Here is an 18751-nt window from a genome sequence, read left to right as displayed (position 1 = left end):
GCATTCGCCGTGCCGGCCCTTCGTCTGGAGCGGCCCGACCCGCCGGGACCGCCGCCGCTCCGCGTTCCGGCCCGGCCCCCGGAAGGGCCGCCGTCACCGGACCCGCCCGGGCGGGGGAGCGGTGCTGCCCCTGGGGGTGAGGCGGGCGGCCTCGTCCTGGTAGGGGCCGGGGCTCTCGCCGGAGACGAGGGCGAGGAGATGGCGGGCGGCGTGGGCGCCGTAGGCGGAGATGTCGCGGCTCAGGGCGGTGAGCGGGGGGCGGACGACCCGGGAGAGGGGTGAGTCGTCCCAGGCGACGATGGACAGGTCGCGGGGCACGTCCAGGCACAGGTCCTGGGCGGCGGACAGCCCGGCGACGGCCATGATGTCGTTGTCGTAGACGATCGCGGTGGGCCGGGAGGGCGAGCTCAGCAGGCGCCGGGTGGCGCGGGCGCCCTCCTCACCGGTGTAGTCGGTGTGCACGGTCACGTGCTCGGCGACGCGGTCGCAGGCCTCGGCGAAGGCGTGGTCGCGCAGCGCGGTGTGGGCCAGGCGCGGCAGCCCGGCGACCCTGGCGATCCTGCGGTGGCCGAGCGCGACGAGATACTCCACGGTCTCGTGGACGGCACCGCCGTCGTCGGACCAGATGGGCAGCAGCGACCCGGCCTCCGACGGATGGCCGATCACCACGGCCGGCAGGCCGAGTGACTCGAACTCGGGGATGCGGGGGTCGCCCACGTGCAGGTCGACCAGGATGGCGCCGTCGACGCGGCCCTCACCCCACCAGCGGCGGTAGACCGCGACCTCCTGCCCGTGGTCGGAGACCACCTGCAACATGAGCGCGTACGAGCGGGCCGAGAGCTCGCCCTCGATGCCGCTGATGAGCTCCATGAAGAACGGTTCCACGCCGAGCGTGCGCGCCGGGCGGCACATGGCCAGGCCGACGGTGTGGGACCGCGCGCCGTTCAGGGCGCGGGCCGCGCTGTTGGGGCGCCAGCCGATCTCCTCGGCGATCGCCAGGATCCTGGCCCGGGTGCTCTCCGACACGCCGGGCTGCCCGTTGAGCGCGTACGAGACGGCTCCCTTGGACACCCCGGCCCGTCTGGCGACGTCCGCGATCGTCGGTCGTTTCATGATCTCCTCCGCGATTTCAGCTGAACCGGTCCAGTCGCCTATTGACAGTGCCGACACGTGGACTTTACGGTCACGATACTTATCCGGCTCAGCAAACGCATGCGGTCGCGTTTAGTTGTTTGGGAGCGCTCCCATGTTGGAGAGGGGAACATAGATGCGGATTCGACGAAGGTTCGCGATCCTCGGGGTGGCGGCCTGCATGGTCGCGGCCGGGTGCACGGGAGGGTCGACGACGCCGTCAGCTCCGAGCGAGGCGCCGCAGGGGTCGGGCGCCGCGGCCCCCTCGGCGGGGGCGGGGGCGGCGAACGCCGCGTTCCCCCGCAACGAGACCCTGTACACCAGCGGCACCCAGTGGGGCCCGCCGGCCAACTGGAATCCGCTGCGGACCTGGGACTCGGCCACCGGCACCAAGGGGCTCGTCTACGAGACGCTCTTCCTGTACGACCCCCAGACCGACAAGTTCACGCCCTGGCTGGCCGAGAGCGGCACCTGGACGGACGACAAGACCTACGACCTCAAGCTCAGGCAGGGGGTCACCTGGGCCGACGGCAAGCCCTTCACCGCCGACGACGTGGTCTTCACCGTCGAGCTCGGCAAGATGAAGACCATCCCCTACGCCAACCTGTGGGACTGGCTGGAGAAGGTCGAGGCGGTCGACCCGGGCACCGTCAGGTTCACCTTCTCCAAGGCCAACTACCAGCAGTGGGCCAACTGGGTCTACAGCAACGCGATCGTCCCCAAGCACATCTGGGAAGGTCTCTCCGAGGACGAGGTGCTGAACGGCGTCAACGAGAAGCCGGTCGGCACCGGGCCGTACGCCTACCACAGCCACGACCAGGACCGCATGGCCTGGGTCAAGCGCGACGGCTGGTGGGCCACCGCGGCGCTGGGCAAGGAGGTCAAGCCCAAGTACGTCGTCGACATCGTCAACTCCAGCAATGAGGTGGCGATGGGCCTGCTGCTGCAGAAGGGCCTGGACCTCAGCAACAACTTCCTGCCCGGCGTGGCCAACCTGGTCCAGGGCAACTTCGGTATCAAGACCTACTATCCAGAGCCGCCGTACATGCTCTCGGCCAACACGGCCTTCCTGGTGCCCAACACCGCGAAGAAGCCGCTGGACGACCCCGCCTTCCGCAAGGCGATCGCCAACTCCATCGACACCAAGAAGATCGTCGAGGGTGTCTACGGCAACCTGGTCAAGGCGGCCGGCCCCACCGGGCTGCTGCCCCAGTGGGACAAGTACGTCGACCAGGCCGTGGTGAGCGAGAAGGGCTTCTCCTTCGACACCAAGAAGGCGAAGAAGCTGCTGGCCGACGCCGGATACAAGGACGGCGACGGCGACGGGTTCGTGGAGAACAAGGACGGCTCCAAGGCCTCGCTGAAGATCATCGTTCCGGCCGGCTGGACCGACTGGATGGAGGCGAGCCGGGTCATCGCCGAGGGCGCCAAGGCGGCCGGGATCGACCTCACCCCCGAGTTCCCCGACTACAACGCGCTGGTCGACCAGCGCGGGTCCGGCAAGTTCGACCTGCTGCTCAACAACGAGCGGCAGCTGTCCAACACCCCCTGGATGTACTACGACTACATGTTCCGGCTGCCGATCAACAAGCAGCAGAACACCGTCAACTTCGGCCGCTACGAGAACAAGAAGGTCTGGGACCTGGTTCAGGATCTCGACGGCAAGAAGGCCGACGACGTCGAGGGCATGAAGCAGGTCGCCTCGGAGATCCAGAAGATCCAGCTCGACGATCTGCCGGTGATCCCGCTCTGGTACAACGGCCTGTGGGCACAGACCAGCAACGCGGTCTGGACCAACTGGCCCTCCTCCGACCCCGCGACGCCCAAGAGCCCGCCGACCATGTGGCGTAACTGGCTGGAGCTGGGCGGGGTGCTGACCCTGACCGAGCTGAAGCCCGCCGGCGGCTGATCCCCCGCGACTCTCGCCCCCTCCCCGCGCGCGGCGCGGGGAGGGGCTCATCTCGCCGATTCGGGAGGATCGCGTGCGACGCTATTTCGGCCGGAAGCTGCTCGTGTACGGGCTCACCTTCCTCGTGGCCGTCACGATCAACTGGATGATCCCGCGCTTCATGCCGGGAGACCCGGTCCAGAGCATGCTGGCCAGGGCCAACGTGTCACAGCCCGCCGCCGTTGAGGCGATGCGCGCCCACTACACGAGCCTGTTCGGGCTCGACCTGCCGCTCTGGGAGCAGTACGGCAACTTCTGGGCCGCGCTGTTCCGGGGTGATCTGGGGACCAGCATCTGGCTGTTCCCCACCCCGGTGACCGACATCATCATCCGGGCGGTGCCGTACACGCTGGCACTGCTCATCCCGTCCATCCTGCTCAGCTGGTGGGCGGGCAACAGGTTCGGCGCCTTCGCCGCCAGGCGCAAGTGGCTGGACAACACCGCGCTGCCGATCGGGTACGTGCTCACCGCGACGCCCTACATGTGGCTGGCGATCCTGCTGGCCTGGGGGCTGGGCATCGTGGCGGGGATCTTCCCCGTCTCCGGCGGCTACAGCTTCGCCATGCGGCCCAACTGGTCGTGGGAGTTCGTCGGCAACCTGGCGCTGCACTGGTTCCTGCCGTTCGTCTCGCTCTTCCTCGTCGCGTTCGGGGGCTGGGCGATCGGCATGCGCAACATGATCATCTATGAGCTGGAGGCCGACTACTCCACCTACCTGTCCTCGCTGGGGGCCTCGCGGCGGCTCATCCGGCGCTACGCCTTCAGGAACGCGGTACTGCCGCAGATCACCGGCCTGGCCCTGCAACTCGGCGTGCTCGTGGCCGGAGCCCTGGTCACCGAGATCGTCTTCTCCTATCCGGGGCTCGGCCACCTGATCCTCCAGGCGATCCAGAACCAGGACTTCTTCCTGCTGCAGGGGACCTTCCTGTTCATCGTGGTGGGCGTGCTGGTCGCCAACTTCATCATCGACATCGTCTACGTCCTGGTCGACCCGCGTACCAGGACCGGGATAGGAGGGGAGGCGGCATGACGGCCGTGCCCACCAGGCGCAACGAGGGTCTGTACTTCGCGCTGCGCAACGGGAAGCTGCTGGCCGGACTGGTCGTGCTGGTCCCGCTGCTCGTCCTGGCCGCCGCCGCCCCGCTGATCGCGGGGGGCGACCCGAACGCCTACGTCGCCACCCCGGCCTCGCCGCCCTCGGCCGAGCGCTGGTTCGGCACCACCATGTTCGGCCAGGACATCTTCGCCCAGTTCGTCTACGGCCTGCGCGTCACCTTCATCGTGGGGCTGCTCGGCGGCGGGCTGGCCGCGATCATCGGGATGGCGATCGGCTTCACCGCCGGATACCGGGGCGGCCTGGTCGACGAGGTGCTGAACATGCTCACCAACATCGTCCTGGTCCTGCCCGCGCTGGCGGTGCTGCTGATCGTCAACGCCTACCTCGGGGTCCGCAGCGTCGGCGTGCAGGCGCTCTTCATCGGGCTCACCTCCTGGCCGTGGGCGGCCAGGGCCATCAGGGCCCAGACGTTCTCGCTGCGCTCGCGCGACTTCGTGGACCTGGCCAAGCTCAGCGGCGTGCGCACCTGGAAGATCATCGCCAGGGAGATCGCGCCCAACATGAGCTCGTACCTCTTCATGACCTTCATCCTGCTGTTCGGCGGGTCCATCCTGATCGCCGCCTCGCTGGACTTCATCGGGCTCGGCCCCAGCGAGGGTGTCTCGCTCGGCCTGATGCTCAACAACGCGGCCCGCTGGAGCGCCCTGCACCTGGGCATGTGGTGGTGGTTCATCCCGCCGGGAGCTGGGATCACCGCCATCGTCGGCGCCCTGTACGTGATGAACGTCGGCCTGGACGAGGTCTTCAACCCGAAACTGCGGGAGCTGTAGATGACTCTGCGTGTGGACGACCTCAGGGTCCACTACAGGACTCTGCGCGGCGAGGTGAAGGCGCTGGACGGCGTCAGCTTCGGCGTCGGCGACGGCGAGATCCTCGGCCTGGCCGGCGAGTCCGGCTGCGGCAAGACCACCCTCGGCAAGAGCCTGATCAGGATGGACGGCCGGATGCGGCTGGCCGGGGGCACCGTCTCGCTGGACGGCGAGGAACTGCCCATCGGCGACGACCGGCGGATGAACCCCTTCCGCTTCAAGCGGGTGTCGCTCATCCCGCAGTACTCCATGAGCGCGATGAACCCCACCCGCAGGATCGGCAGGATGATCACCGAGCTGCTCGCCTCCCGGGGCGAGAGCGTGGACACAGCCGAGCTGGAGCGCCGGCTGGACCTGGTGGAGCTGCCCAGGGACATCCTGGGGCGCTACCCGATCGAGCTGTCCGGCGGGATGAAGCAGCGGATGGTGATGGTCATCTCCACGCTGCTCGACCCCTCCCTGCTCATCGCCGACGAGATCACCTCCGCGCTGGACGTGTCGACCCAGAAGGCCGTGGCCAGGACCCTCGTGGAGTTTCGGGACCGGGGCTTCGTGCGCAGCATGATCTTCGTCACCCACGACATCTCGCTGACCTACCAGATCGCCGACACGATCATGGTCATGTACGCGGGGAAGCTGGCCGAGAAGGCCCCCGCGAGCGTGATCGTCAGCGAGCCGCGCCACCCGTACACCCGGATGCTGATCTCCTCGCTGCCCGAGGTCGGGGTCCGCCACGCGGAGCGCAGGCTCTCCGGCATCCCCGGGCGGCCGCCCTCGCTGCTCGATCCGCCGCAGGGCTGCCGGTTCAGGGGCCGCTGCCCGCTGGCCTTCGACAGGTGCGCCGAGGACCCCCCGCCCATCGAGGTCGCCCCCGGCCACCACGTCGCTTGTTGGAAGGCGTAATGCTGAGTCTCGAAGGGGTCACCAAGACCTACCGGGTGGGTGCCTTCGGCACCGCGACCCTCACCGCCGTCGACGACGTGAGCCTCGACCTCGCGCCGGGGGAGGTGGTCTCCCTCATCGGCGAGAGCGGCAGCGGCAAGACGACCCTCGGCAAGACGGTCCTCGGGCTGCTCACCCCGACGCGGGGCAGGATCACCCTCGACGGAGCCCTCGCGCGGCCGGGAAAGGCGTACTACCGGCACGTGCAGGGCGTCTTCCAGGACCCGTTCAGCTGCTACAACCCGGTCTTCAAGGCCGACCGGGTAGTCAAGATGATCAAGGACGAGTACTTTCCCGGCGTCGCGGCCTCCGAGTGGGAGGGCAGGATCGAGAAGTCGCTCAAGGACGTCGGCCTCGACCCCGGGCAGGTCCTGGGCCGGTATCCGCACCAGCTCAGCGGTGGCCAGCTGCAGCGCCTGCTGATCGCCAGGGCGCTGCTGCTCGACCTCAGGTACCTCGTCGCCGACGAGATCACCAGCATGCTCGACGCCTCCACCAGGATCGACGTCCTCAACCTGCTCGCCGACCTGAAGTCGCGCGGCCTCGGGGTGCTGTTCGTCACCCACGACCTGTCGCTGGGCAACTACATCAGCGAGCGGGCCGTGGTCCTGTACCGGGGGCAGGTGGTGGAGTCCGGTCCCACCGCCGCGGTGTTCGGCAACCCCCTCCACCCGTACACGATCAAGCTGCTGTCGTCGGTGCCGAGGCTCACCGCCCGGTGGGACGGCGGCGATCCCGCCGTCCCCGCCGAGGACGTCTCGGCAGGGCCCTCCACGCTGGTGGAGGAGGAACCGGGGCACCTCGTCCGGCGGGGCGACACCACACTGACAAGGAGCGTGAGTTGACGACGGTTAGGGCACTGCACGAAGGCTGGACCCTGCGCCAGGTGGGTGGCGGGATCTCCTGCGTCCCCGCCACGGTGCCGGGGTGCGTGCACACCGATCTGCTGGCCGCCGGGCTCATCGAGGACCCGTACCTGGACGACAACGAGAACCGGCTGACCTGGATAGGCCGCTCGGACTGGGACTACGAGACGGTCTTCACCTGGAGCGCCGACTCCCACGACCGCGCCGACCTGGTCTGCGAGGGCCTGGACACCATCGCCACGGTCGAGCTCAACGGTGTGCGGGTCGCGGCCACGGCCAACCAGCACCGCTCCTACCGCTTCGCGGTGCGGGAGCTGCTGTGCGAGGGCGAGAACACGCTGCGGATCCGGTTCGCCTCCCCGCAGGCCTATGCCGAGGCGCGCCGGGCCGAGCTGGGCGATCGGCCCGGCGCCTATGCGGCGCCCTACCAGTTCATCCGCAAGATGGCCTGCAACTTCGGCTGGGACTGGGGTCCGGCCGTGGTCACCTCCGGCATCTGGCGGCCGATCGGGCTGCACTCCTGGAGCGGGGCCAGACTGGCGTCGGTGCGGCCGCTGGTGAGCGGGGACGGCCGCGTCGAGGTGCACGTCACGCTCGAGCGCGCCACAAACGTCCCGGTGACCGTGACGGCCTCGGTCGCGGGCGTCGAGCGCGAGGTGCGGCTGGCCGCCGGCGAGTGCGAGGCGGTCCTGGAGCTGCGAGTGGACAGCCCCCGGCTGTGGTGGCCGCGCGGCTACGGCGCACAGGACCGCTACGAGCTGGTCGTACGCCTCGGCGAGGAGACCTGGACGGGCCGGATCGGTTTTCGCGACGTGCGCCTGGACCGCACCGGCGAGGGGTTCACCGTCGTCGTCAACGACGTGCCGGTCTTCGTGCGCGGCGTCAACTGGATCCCCGACGACTGCTTCCCGGCCAGGGTCACCCGCGAGCGGCTGGCCGAGCGCTTCGGCCAGGCAGTCGGGGCGGGCGTCAACCTGCTGCGGGTCTGGGGCGGCGGCCTGTACGAAAGCGAGGACTTCTACGACCTGGCCGACGAGCTGGGCCTGCTCATCTGGCAGGACTTCCCGTTCGCCTGCGCCGCCTACCCCGAGGACGAGCCGTTGGCGAGCGAGGTGGAGGCCGAGGCGCGCCAGAACATCACCCGGCTGTCCTGGCGCCCCTCGCTGGTGCTGTGGTGCGGCAACAACGAGAACATCGAGGGCCAGGCCGACTGGGGCTGGCGCGAGGAGCTGGGGGAGAAAAGCTGGGGGGCGGGCTTCTACTACGACCTGCTGCCCTCGCTGCTGGCCGAACTCGACCCCACCCGCCCCTACTGGCCGGGCAGCCCGTACTCCGGTGACCCCGACCTGCCGCCCAACGACCCCGCGCGCGGTACCGTCCACATCTGGGACGTGTGGAACCGCGAGGACTACACCCGCTACGGCGACTATCGCCCCCGCTTCGTGGCCGAGTTCGGCTTCCAGGGACCGCCCGCCCACGCCACGCTGCGCGGGGCGGTCAGCGACGACCCGCTCACCCCCGCCTCGCCCGGCGTGCTGCACCACCAAAAGGCGCACGAGGGCAACGCCAAGCTGCTGCGCGGCCTCGGTGACCACCTGCCCCGGCCGCAGACCTTCGACGACTGGCACTACCTGACCCAGCTCAACCAGGCCAGGGCGGTGGCTTTTGGCATCGAGCGCTTCCGGGCGCTGGCGCCGCACTGCGCGGGCACGATCGTCTGGCAGCTCAACGACTGCTGGCCGGTCACCTCCTGGTCGGCCGTCGACGGCGCCGGGCGGCGCAAGCCCCTGTGGTACGCGCTGCGCCGTGTCTACGCCGACCGCCTGCTCACCGTCTGCGACGGCGTCGTGGCCGTGGTCAACGACGGCCCGCAGCCGTGGTCGGGTGAGCTGGAGTTGTCGCGGCTCGGCCTGGGCGGGGAGGTGTTGGCCACCGAGAGGGTCGCGGTCGAGGTGGCGGCGCGCTCGGTGGCCAGGGTCGGGCTGCCGGACTCGGTGGCCGTCCCCGGGGACCCGTGTGCCGAGCTGCTCTCGGTACGGCTGGGCGAGCACCGCGTGCTCCGCTTCTTCGTCGAGGACCCGCGGGTCGCCTTCCCGGTGGCCGCCTATGACACCGAGGTCGTGCCCGCGGCCGGCGGCCTGGATGTCACCGTCACCGCCCGTACCCTCCTGCGCGAGCTGGCCCTGTTCCCCGACCGCCTCGATCCGGCGTCCTGGGTGGACGACATGCTGCTGACCCTGCTTCCCGGTGAGAGCGTCACCCTGCACGTGACGGGCTCGCCCGATCCGGCCGCTCTCGTCACCCGCCCGGTGCTCCGCTGCGTCAACGACCGAACGTCCCCTGGGCCGCCCCCATGGGCGGCCCGGGCACGGGACGGTCAAATGGAGTGGTGACCTCCGGAGATCACCCGGCGGCTCGCGTCCGGCGAGGGTGGACCCGCACACGCCGGGGTCGGTGAGCCCGTTAGGCTTGACGCGCACATCCGACGACGCCGAGAGAGATCATGAAGACCTTCGAAGAGCTGTACGCCGAGCTGTCCGACAAGGCGCGCACCCGGCCCGCGGGCTCGGGCACCGTGGCCGCGCTGGACGCCGGAGTCCATGCCATCGGCAAGAAGGTCGTGGAGGAGGCCGCCGAGAGCTGGATGGCGGCCGAGCACGAGTCGAAGGAGCGGGCGGCCGAGGAGATCTCCCAGCTCCTCTACCACGTGCAGGTCCTCATGATCGCCAGGGGGATCGGACTGGACGAGGTCTACAAGCATCTGTGAGCCGGTGCGCCCGGCTCCCGGTCTCGTAGGCAGATCCCGTCCACACGTAAGGAACCCAGCCATGCTCCGTCTCGCCGTACCCAACAAGGGCGCCCTCACCGAGGCCGCCCAGACGATACTCAAGGAAGCCGGATACCGCGCCCGCAAGGACAGCAAGGAGCTCGTGGTCGTCGACCCGGAGAACTCCTGCGAGCTGTTCTTCCTGCGGCCCAAGGACATCGCCGTCTACGTCGGCGAGGGCACCCTGGACGCCGGGATCACCGGCCGCGACATGCTGCACGACTCCGGGGCGCAGGTCGAGGAGATCATCCCGCTCGGCTTCGGCCGCTCCACCTTCCGCTTCGCCGCGAATCCGGGGGACTTCGCCTCCGTCGCCGACCTCAAGGGCAAGCGCGTCGCCACCTCCTACGCGGGCCTGCTGGAGTCCTACCTGGCCGAACAGGGCGTCGACGCCCGGGTGATCAAGCTGGACGGCGCCGTCGAGACCGCCATCCGGCTGGGCGTGGCCGACGCCGTGGCCGACGTGGTGGAGACCGGCACCACGCTGCGCAACATCGGCCTGGAGGTGTTCGGCGAGCCGATCGCCCGCTCCGAGGGCGTGCTGATCAAGCGGACCGGCGCCGTGGAGGCCCCGGGCCTGCAGCAGCTCGTCCGCCGCCTGCAGGGCGTGCTGATGGCACGTGACTACGTGATGATGGACTACGACATCCGCGCCGAGCGGATCGAGGAGGCCATCGCCCTCACCCCCGGCATGGAGGGCCCCACGGTCTCTCCGCTGCACCGGGAGGGCTGGGTCGCGGTCCGGGCCATGGTCCCGCGCAAGGGGCACCAGCAGGTCATGGACCAGCTCTGGGAGATCGGCGCCAAGGCCATCCTGGTGACCGCCATCTTCGCCTGCCGGATCTGATCCGCCGTCCGCGCCCCTCCGCGCCACCGGTCCGGCCCGCGGCGGTGTCCGCAGATCTGACAAATGTCATCTCCAAACCCGGAGAAGCGGCACTGAGGATTCCCGCCGGGCGCTCCTAGCGTTGGGGCATGGACGCCATCGCCCTCACAGACGTGAGCAAGAGCTACGGCAACGTGCTCGCCGTCGACGGCCTGAACCTCGCCGTCGAGGCGGGCCGGACCGTCGCCCTGCTCGGCCCCAACGGGGCCGGCAAGTCAACCTCGATCAACATGATGCTCGGCCTGATCCGCCCGAGCGGGGGCCGTGTCGAGATCCTGGGAGGCTCCCCCGAGGCGGCCGTCGCCCGGGGCGAGATCGGGGCCATGCTGCAGAGCGGTGAGCTCATCGGTGAGCTCACGGTCAGGGAACTGGTCGACTTCGTCCGGCGGCTCTACCCGGAGCCACTCGGTCTCGACGAGATCCTGCGGGTGGCCGACCTCACGGAACTGGCGCGGCGGCGCGCCGACAAGCTGTCCGGCGGGCAGGCGCAGCGGGTCAGGTTCGCCCTGGCCATCGCGGGCGCGCCCAAACTGCTGGTGCTGGACGAGCCCACCGCGGCCATGGACGTGGAGTCGCGGCTGCGGTTCTGGAAGAGCATGCGCGACTACGCCGCCGAGGGCCGGACGGTCCTGTTCGCCACCCACTACCTGGAGGAGGCCGACGAGAACTCCGACCGGGTCATCGTGATCACCCGGGGCCGGGTCGTGGCCGACGGCACCGCCGCCCAGATCAAGTCGGGGATCGGCGACCATGTCGTCCGCTTCACCCTGGGCGGGCAGCCGGTCGCGGGGCTGGACGGCCTGCCGGGCGTCTCCGCCGCGGAGATCTCCCAGGGCGTCGCCACGCTGCGCACCGCCGACCCCGACGCCACCGTGGCGGCCCTGTACCGGGGCACCTCGCTGGAGATCCGCGACCTCAGGATCATCGGCGCCGACCTCGAAGACGCCTTCCTCGCCCTCACCCGGGAGTCCTGATGCCGAACTACGTCAAAATCGAGGTCCTGAGGATGCTGCGCAACAAGCGCTACATCATCTTCGTGGTGGGCTTCCCCGTGGTGTTCTACCTGATCTTCTCCGGCATCTGGGGCGCCCAGACGGATTCCGGCGGGGTACGGGCCGCCGTCGTCCTCATGGTCTCCATGGCCGCGTACGGGGCGATCGCGGCCTGTCTGATGAGCACCGCCGTGCCGTGGGCGCAGGAGCGGCAGTCCGGCTGGCTCCGTCAACTCCAGGTCACCCCGCTGCCCGGCTGGGCGATCATCGTCACCAAGCTGATCGCCTCGCTGCTGCTGGTGCTGCCGTCCATGGTGCTGGTCTGCCTGGCCGCGGTCCTCACCCAGGGCGTCCGGCTGCCGGTGGGGGAGTGGCTCGCGCTGATCCCGGCCCTGTGGATCGGCGCCGTGCCGTTCGCCGCGCTCGGCCTGCTCCTCGGTTCGCTGCTGCCCGCGGACGCCGCGCAGTCGGCCGCGATGATCAGCACATTCGGGCTGGCGATCCTGGGCGGGCTGTGGTTCCCTGTGGAGATCATGCCCGAGGCCATGAAGAGCGTCGTGCACGCGATGCCCTCCTTCTCCTACGCCGACATCGGCCAGCACCTCGTCGCCGACGGCGCGGTGCCGACGTCCGCCGTGGTGATCGTCGTGGCCTGGGCCGCGCTGCTCGGCACCGCCGCGGTGTTCGCCTACCGCAGGGCACTCGCGCGCGCATGATGCGCGTCTCCGCGCTCACCTTCGGCGGGACGGGCGAGCGCCCGTCCCGCCTCCGGCGTCTGTCGGGGATCTCCATCGGCCTGGTCTACCTGTGCTTCCCGGTCCTGGAGATCGTCACCGGCGAGGTGTCCGGGGACAGGGCCGTCTGGGGAGGCGCCGGCCTGGCCGCCTTCGTCGCCCTCTACATCGCCACGGTGCTGAGCCCGAGGAACTTCGGCGACCCGACCCGCCTGACGTACTGGCTGCTGGGGATGACCACGCTCCTGGGGGTCGGCCTGGCGGCGGCCTTCGGCGGCGGCTGGCTGACCCTGCCGATCTACCTGGCCGTGATCTACGGCATGGCGCTGCGTCCCCGGTTCTCGGTGGCCGGCGTCCTCGCGATGGGCCTCGCCGTCGCGCTGATCGGCCTGCTGAAGGAGCACGACCCCGGTACCACCCTGGTGCTCGTCTTCCAGGTCATCACGCTCGGCGTCCTGTTCATGGGGGTGCGCAACACACGGATGCTGGTGGCGAGGCTCCGCCAGGCACAGGAGGAGGTGGCGCGGCTGGCCGCGAGCGAGGAGCGGCTGCGCATCGCCAGGGACCTGCACGACCTGCTCGGCCACAGCCTGTCACTGATCGTGCTGAAGAGCGAGCTGGCCGGGCGGCTGGCGGAGAGCGGCTCGGAACGGACCGTGGCGGAGATCCGCGACATCGAGTCGGTGGCCAGGCAGGCGCTGGTCGAGGTGCGCGACGCCGTCACCGGCTACCGCCAGCGTGGCCTCTCCGGCGAGCTGGACGGTGCCCGCGCCGCTCTGGAGGCCGCCGGGACGAGGCTGACGATCCGGCTCGCGGGCACCCCGCTACCGGACGCGCTGGACGAACTGCTGGGCTGGGCGGTGCGGGAGGGCGTCACCAACGTCATCCGGCACGCGCGGGCGACCCGGTGCGAGATCGAGGTGACCATGAACGAGGAGGTCGCGGCCCTGAAGATCGTGGACGACGGGCGCGGCGCGGCCTCGTACGGGCCGGGCAGCGGGCTGACCGGGCTCACCGAGCGGGTGCGGGCGGCCGGCGGCACGGTGTCCGCCGGGCCGCGGCCGACCGGCTTCGCCCTCAGGGTCACGGTGCCGCATGCCGAGACCCTTCGCCCGCCGATGACGAGAGGGGTTCGATGATCCGGGTGCTGCTGGTGGAGGACCAGGCGATGGTGCGGGGCGCCCTGGCCTCGCTCCTCGGCCTGGAGCCCGACATCGAGGTGGTGGGAGAGGCCGCCGACGCCGGGGAGGCGCTCGCCGTGGCCCTGCGGACCCGGCCGGATGTCGCGCTGCTCGACGTCGAGATGCCCGGCGACGACGGCATCACCGCCGCCTCGCGGATCCGCGAGGCACTGCCCGGCTGCCGGATCATGATCCTGACCACCTTCGGCCGCCCCGGCTATCTGCGCAGGGCGATGGAGGTGGGCGCGATGGCCTTCCTGGTCAAGGACAGCCCGGCCAGGGAGCTGGCCGCCGCCGTCCGGCGGGTCCGCGGCGGCGAGCGCGTCATCGACCCGGGCCTGGCCGCCGCCGCGCTCAGTGCCGGCCCCAACCCGTTGTCGCCCCGCGAGCGTGACGTCCTGGTCGCCGCCTCGGGCGGTACCAGCATCGCCGACATCGCCGCGCGCCTGCACCTGTCGGAGGGTACGGTCCGCAACTACCTCTCCTCGGCCATCCGCAAGACGCACGCCCGCAACCGCATCGAGGCCGTCGAGCGCGCCCGCACCCAGGGCTGGCTCTGAGCCGGGTTCACGAGGAGAGCGCCGCGGCCTCCTCGGCCTCGATCTGCTCGTTCCACTCGCGCTTGGTGGAGCGCCAGGCCTCGTCGTCGCGGCCCAGGCGCCAGTAGCCCGAGATGGACAGCTGAGACAGCGGGATGCCGCGCTCGGCGCGCAGGTGGCGCCTGAGCTCGCGGACGAAGCCCGCCTCGCCGTGGACGAAGGCGTGCACGGCGTCGTCGGGGAAGTCCAGCTCGCGGACCGCTTGGACGAGCCGCTCACCGAACGGGCCACCCGTGCGGTGCAGCCAGACGATCTTCACGTCGCCCGGTGAGTCGAGTCGCTGCTCCTCCCCGGCGTCCTCGACCTCGATGAAGGCCCAGGCCCGCGCCCCGGCGGGGAGGCGTTCCAGGGAGGCGGCGATGGCCGGCAGCGCGCTCTCGTCCCCCGCGAACAGGTGCCAGCCGGCCTCCGGGTCGGGGGCGTAGGCCCCGCCCGGGCCGAAGAAACAGATCTCCTCACCCGGCTGGACCCGGTCGGCCCACGGCCCGGCGAGGCCGCTGTCGCCGTGGTGGACGAAGTCGATCGTCAGCTCGCCCGCGTCGGCGTCCCAGCGGCGGACGGTGTAGGTGCGGGTGGTGGGCCACTGCTCGCGGGGCAGGTCGCGGCGGATCGCCTCCAAGTCGAACGGCTGCGGGTAGCTCACCCCCGCCGGGGCGAACAGCAGCTTCACGTAGTGGTCCGTGTACTCGTCCGCGCGGAAACCGGCGAGCTCCGGGCCGCCGAGCACCACCCGGATCATGTGCGGGGTGAGCCGCTCGACCCGCTGGACCCGGCCGCTCGTCACCTTGCGTGCGGCTTTCTCGTCTGCCATATGCCACTCCGGGGGAGTCAAAGTTAGGTGAACCTAACTCGTACCATACGTCACCGAAGCGGAGTGAAGGAGGCCGCCACCCGGTCTGCCCGTTCCGGGGGCGGCGATGATCCCGTGGCCCGCCGTCGCGGAGCCGGTGGCCGCCGTTATGAATCTACACTGTAAAGGCGATGGCGCCGGTACGGAGACCCTCCGGCCTCGGGTGTCCGTGCCTCAGTGCCGCATGGACGCGACCTGGCGGATCAGGTCGGAGACCCGCACGATGCCCATGCAGCGGCCGACCTCGTCGGTGACCACCAGGTCGTCGTAGACGCGCTCGGCGTCGCGGCCCGCGACCTGCATGGCCGCGATGGCGGTGGTCGTCCTGGGGACCGCGCGGGCGGGGTCGGCCAGCCGTCCGGCGGGCTTTTTGCCGTGCAGGGCGTGGCCGAACCGGCCGGAGATCGACAGCAGGAAGCGGCTGCGGTCGAGGCTGCCCTTGGGGCGCTGGTACTCGTCGACGAGGACCACGCTGGTGATGGACGGCTCGCCGCCGAAGGCGTTGATCGCGGCTTCGGCGGTGGCCTCGTAGGGGAGGGTCACCGCGGGCAGCAGGAGCTCCTGGACGCGTGGACCGAGCGTGAAGCGGGACGGCTCCTGTTCGACGACCGGGAGTGGTACGTGCACCCGGCCGGACGGGCCGGGGGCCAGCAGCGGGCCCTGCGCGAGCCGGACCCCCCAGCCGCGGAGCGCGGAGAGCTGTGCCTCGTCGCGCACGCCGGGGGCCAGCACGTGCGCGCCGGCTTCCCGGGCGAGCCGGGCCAGACCCTCGCCGATGGCGGTGCGGCGCGGGTCGCGGGGCACCTGGGCGATCAGGTCCGGGGAGATCACCGCCAGGTACGGCGCCGCGTCGGCGAGAAGGTCCAGCGGGATGTGCCCGGTGCCCAGGTCGCCCACCGCGATGAGGTAGCCGATGGCGCGCAGGCCGTCCAGGCCGACGATCAGGGAGCGGCGCTCGAACTGGGCGAAGTCACCCCGCACGGTGAGGATCACCTCGCGGGGACGCCGCCCGGACGCGCGGAGGGCCTCGTGGAGCGGCGCGAGCGCGGCCGTGCCGCCGATCACCGCGGCCGTCGGCAGGGTCAGCACCAGTGGCAGCAGGGTCTCGCCGGCGGCGGCGTCGTGCACGGTCTGGATCGTGGTGGAGATGTTCCCCCGGCCCGCGCCTCCCGCCTGGAGCGCGATGACGCCTCCGGTGTCGAGGTCGACGACAGGCGTGAGGCCCGCGGGGGCCGCTGTGGGGTCCTGCGGGTTGACGTGCGCTCTGGTCGTCACGTTCAAAAGGATGGGGGTTCCTTTGGCGCCATAGAAGCAACGTGCGGCGATGTTCACTGACATTTCGCTATTCGTTGGATTTGTCCAGCGTGATCGTGTGTTCCGCGAGGTCAGCCGGTAGTGTCGCGTTTCATGACGTCGCGACCGGCCAAGGGGGGAGGCCGCTGGGTCTCGGTGGCGCCCGACCGCCTGAACCGCTGGATCGACGGTTTCGTCGACAGGCACGGGCCGCCGCGGGTGACGGCCTCGGCCTCCGCCGTACGCCTCGACGGCGCGGACGGCGCGGTCGCCGAGTGCCAGGTGCCGTTTCCGCCGCTCGTCCAGGCCGGGGGCGGTCCGCTGGCGCGTCTGGTCACCCACGTGCGCACCGAGCGCAGGGTCGGGGTGCTGCTGGTGCGGCTGGGGGGACACGCGGCGGGGATCTTCCAGGGAGAGGAACTGCTCTCCTCCAAGGTCGGCTCGCGGCCGGTGCACGGGCGCAGCGCGGCGGGCGGCTGGTCACAGCGGCGCTTCGCCCGGCGCAGGGAGAAGCAGGTGGACCAGGCGCACGAGGCGGCGGCCGAGGTGGCGCTGCGCGTCCTGGGGCCGCGGGTGGACGAGCTGGAGGCGGTCGTGCTCGGTGGAGACCGGCGCGCGGTCGACGCATTGCGCTCGGACCGCAGGCTCGCCCCGGTCTTCGCGCTGGAGGCCGAGCCCTTCCTGACGGTTCCCGATCCGAGGCTGGTGGTCCTGCGGGACACCCCCGCCCAGTTCCGCGCGGTCCGCATCAGGGTGAGCGATCCCACCTAATCGAGGAGAGCCGGGCCCTTGCCGCGCCGTACACTGATCGGTATGCGCACTCCCGATTGACCGTCGTCCCGATGAAGGCGAGACGGCCGAGCCGAGAGCCGGGAGACACAGGGCGCGGCGGGTTCGGCCACAGTGAAGTGAGCCTGTGTATTTCCTGCTGGGAGTGTTCTCCAACCATGATCGTAGCTTCTGACATCGAACTGCGGGCCGGGGCCCGCCTGCTCATCGAGGGCGCGTCGTTCCGGGTGAACCCCGGCGACAAGATCGGGCTCGTCGGCCGCAACGGGGCCGGGAAGACCACGCTGACCCGGGTGCTCGCGGGAGAGGGAGCGGCGGCCTCGGGCACGGTCTCCATCAGCGGGGAGGTGGGTTACCTGCCGCAGGACCCGCGCACCGGTGACCTGCACGTGCTCGCCCGCGACCGTATCCTGTCGGCTCGCGGGCTCGACGAGGTGCTGCGTGAGCTGCGCGAGGCCGAGCTGGGCATGTCCTCGGCGGACGATCGCACCAGAGACCGCGCCGTGCGCGCCTACGGGCGCCTGGAGGACCGGCTGCACGTGCTGGGCGGGTACGCCGCCGAGTCGGAGGCCGCCTCCATCGCCTCCAGCCTGGGGCTGCCGGACCGGGTGCTCGGCCAGCCGCTGGAGACGCTCTCCGGCGGGCAGCGCAGGCGGGTGGAGCTGGCTCGAATTCTCTTCAGCGGGGCAGAGACTCTCCTTCTTGACGAGCCGACAAACCACCTAGATGCTGACTCAATCGGGTGGCTTCGTGATTTTTTACGATCTCACCAGGGCGGCTTGATCATTATTAGCCACGACGTGGGGCTTCTTGAAGCGACGGTAAACCGCGTCCTGCACCTCGACGCCAACCGTGCGGTGATCGACACCTACAACGTCGGCTGGAAGGCCTATCTGGCCCAGCGGGAGACCGACGAGAAGCGCAGGAGGCGCGAGCGCGCCAACGCCGAGAAGCAGGCCTCCGCCCTGATGTCGCAGGCCGACAAGATGCGTGCCAAGGCCACCAAGGCCAAGGCCGCGCAGGACATGCAGCGCCGTGCCGAGCGCCTGCTCTCCGGCCTGGAGGTGGAGCGGCGCGGCGACAAGGTCGCCAAGCTGCGCTTCCCCCAGCCGGCTCCGTGCGGGCGTACCCCGATCATGGCGGAGGGGCTGTCGAAGTCGTACGGCTCCCTGGAGGTCTTCACGGACGTCGACGCCGCCGTGGACAGGGGCAGCAGGGTCGTGATCCTGGGTCTGAACGGCGCGGGGAAGACCACCCTGCTGCGCATTCTGGGGGGTGTCGAGGAGCCCGACACCGGGGCGGTCAAGGCCGGCCACGGGCTCAAGCTGGGCTACTACGCGCAGGAGCACGAGACGATCGACCCCGGCCGTAGCGTGCTGGAGAACATGCGCTCGGCCGGGGGAGAGCTCCCCGACGTGGAGTTGCGCAAGGTTCTGGGCTCGTTCCTGTTCACCGGCGACGACGTGGACAAGCCCGCGGGGGTGCTGTCGGGCGGGGAGAAGACGCGGCTGGCGCTGGCCACGCTGGTGCTGTCGGCGGCCAATGTCCTCCTCCTCGACGAGCCCACGAACAACCTCGATCCGGCCAGCCGGGAACAGGTTCTTTCGGCGCTAAAGTCCTATTCTGGGGCGATTGTGCTCGTCACGCATGATGAGGGTGCGGTAGAGGCTCTACGACCCGATAGGGTGATCTTGCTACCTGACGGAGTTGAAGACGCATGGAGCGACGAATTTTCCGATCTTGTGGCACTTGCCTGATCTTAATTTGAGCGGGTACGGATCTTTTCC

At 70.4% G+C, this 18751-nt stretch carries 17 protein-coding genes; 14 read left to right on the top strand and 3 right to left on the bottom strand.

The annotated features are described in order from the left end of the window. Window positions 1-93 precede the first annotated feature (93 nt). Window positions 94-1113: a LacI family DNA-binding transcriptional regulator gene (locus ACWD3H_RS08080; RefSeq protein WP_451954474.1), complete on the bottom strand. Its 1020-nt coding sequence runs from the start codon at window positions 1111-1113 to the stop codon at window positions 94-96. A 154-nt stretch (window positions 1114-1267) separates the two neighbouring features. Between ACWD3H_RS08080 and ACWD3H_RS08075 the strand changes: the two genes are divergently transcribed. The 12 genes from ACWD3H_RS08075 (at window position 1268) to ACWD3H_RS08020 (ending at window position 13993) form a co-directional block, all read left to right on the top strand. Further along, window positions 1268-3040 (top strand): ABC transporter substrate-binding protein, encoded by a 1773-nt coding sequence (locus ACWD3H_RS08075; RefSeq protein ID WP_451954473.1) that lies wholly within the window; start codon window positions 1268-1270, stop codon window positions 3038-3040. 73 nt (window positions 3041-3113) lie between these two features. Beyond that, window positions 3114-4109, top strand: a complete 996-nt coding sequence (locus ACWD3H_RS08070) for an ABC transporter permease (RefSeq protein ID WP_355553304.1) — start codon at window positions 3114-3116, stop codon at window positions 4107-4109. Further along, window positions 4106-4966: an ABC transporter permease gene (locus tag ACWD3H_RS08065; protein ID WP_355553307.1), complete on the top strand. Its 861-nt coding sequence runs from the start codon at window positions 4106-4108 to the stop codon at window positions 4964-4966. The genes ACWD3H_RS08070 and ACWD3H_RS08065 overlap by 4 nt, the downstream gene beginning before the upstream one ends. Beyond that, window positions 4967-5908 carry an ABC transporter ATP-binding protein gene (locus ACWD3H_RS08060; protein WP_451954472.1) on the top strand — a complete coding sequence of 314 codons (942 nt, stop codon included), beginning with the start codon at window positions 4967-4969 and terminating at the stop codon, window positions 5906-5908. After that, the gene (locus ACWD3H_RS08055; RefSeq protein ID WP_451954471.1) at window positions 5908-6792 is read left to right on the top strand and encodes an ATP-binding cassette domain-containing protein; all 885 of its coding nucleotides are present in this window, start codon (window positions 5908-5910) and stop codon (window positions 6790-6792) included. The genes ACWD3H_RS08060 and ACWD3H_RS08055 overlap by 1 nt, the downstream gene beginning before the upstream one ends. Further along, window positions 6789-9206: a glycoside hydrolase family 2 protein gene (locus ACWD3H_RS08050; protein ID WP_451954470.1), complete on the top strand. Its 2418-nt coding sequence runs from the start codon at window positions 6789-6791 to the stop codon at window positions 9204-9206. Before ACWD3H_RS08055 ends, ACWD3H_RS08050 begins: the two co-directional genes overlap by 4 nt. 110 nt (window positions 9207-9316) lie before the next feature. After that, window positions 9317-9580, top strand: a complete 264-nt coding sequence (locus tag ACWD3H_RS08045) for a phosphoribosyl-ATP diphosphatase (RefSeq protein WP_030904803.1) — start codon at window positions 9317-9319, stop codon at window positions 9578-9580. Window positions 9581-9641: 61 nt separating this feature from the next. Beyond that, window positions 9642-10487: an ATP phosphoribosyltransferase gene (gene hisG, locus ACWD3H_RS08040; RefSeq protein WP_355553319.1), complete on the top strand. Its 846-nt coding sequence runs from the start codon at window positions 9642-9644 to the stop codon at window positions 10485-10487. Window positions 10488-10615: 128 nt separating this feature from the next. Further along, window positions 10616-11500: an ABC transporter ATP-binding protein gene (locus ACWD3H_RS08035; RefSeq protein ID WP_350954464.1), complete on the top strand. Its 885-nt coding sequence runs from the start codon at window positions 10616-10618 to the stop codon at window positions 11498-11500. Further along, the gene (locus ACWD3H_RS08030; protein ID WP_350954461.1) at window positions 11500-12234 is read left to right on the top strand and encodes an ABC transporter permease; all 735 of its coding nucleotides are present in this window, start codon (window positions 11500-11502) and stop codon (window positions 12232-12234) included. The genes ACWD3H_RS08035 and ACWD3H_RS08030 overlap by 1 nt, the downstream gene beginning before the upstream one ends. Continuing rightward, window positions 12231-13391 carry a sensor histidine kinase gene (locus ACWD3H_RS08025; protein ID WP_451954469.1) on the top strand — a complete coding sequence of 387 codons (1161 nt, stop codon included), beginning with the start codon at window positions 12231-12233 and terminating at the stop codon, window positions 13389-13391. The genes ACWD3H_RS08030 and ACWD3H_RS08025 overlap by 4 nt, the downstream gene beginning before the upstream one ends. Continuing rightward, the gene (locus ACWD3H_RS08020; RefSeq protein ID WP_350919024.1) at window positions 13388-13993 is read left to right on the top strand and encodes a response regulator transcription factor; all 606 of its coding nucleotides are present in this window, start codon (window positions 13388-13390) and stop codon (window positions 13991-13993) included. The genes ACWD3H_RS08025 and ACWD3H_RS08020 overlap by 4 nt, the downstream gene beginning before the upstream one ends. A 7-nt stretch (window positions 13994-14000) precedes the next feature. Here ACWD3H_RS08020 and ACWD3H_RS08015 read toward each other — a convergent pair whose 3' ends face one another. Together ACWD3H_RS08015 and ACWD3H_RS08010 are read right to left on the bottom strand one after the other, a co-directional pair. Next, window positions 14001-14843 (bottom strand): siderophore-interacting protein, encoded by an 843-nt coding sequence (locus tag ACWD3H_RS08015; protein ID WP_355553331.1) that lies wholly within the window; start codon window positions 14841-14843, stop codon window positions 14001-14003. A 213-nt stretch (window positions 14844-15056) separates the two neighbouring features. Beyond that, window positions 15057-16157 (bottom strand): EAL domain-containing protein, encoded by a 1101-nt coding sequence (locus ACWD3H_RS08010; RefSeq protein ID WP_451954468.1) that lies wholly within the window; start codon window positions 16155-16157, stop codon window positions 15057-15059. 132 nt (window positions 16158-16289) lie between these two features. On the opposite strand from ACWD3H_RS08010, the gene ACWD3H_RS08005 reads away from it, so the two are divergent. Next, complete coding sequence (locus ACWD3H_RS08005) at window positions 16290-16946, top strand: acVLRF1 family peptidyl-tRNA hydrolase (protein ID WP_350919033.1); 657 nt, start codon at window positions 16290-16292, stop codon at window positions 16944-16946. Window positions 16947-17122: 176 nt separating this feature from the next. Further along, window positions 17123-18721: an ABC-F family ATP-binding cassette domain-containing protein gene (locus tag ACWD3H_RS08000; RefSeq protein WP_343972296.1), complete on the top strand. Its 1599-nt coding sequence runs from the start codon at window positions 17123-17125 to the stop codon at window positions 18719-18721. Window positions 18722-18751 lie beyond the last annotated feature (30 nt).

It is taken from the genome of Streptosporangium sp. NPDC002607, assembly GCF_053592655.1.
The sequence above is the reverse complement of the archived record's forward strand: the minus strand, read 5'-3'. Positions and strand labels throughout refer to the sequence as shown.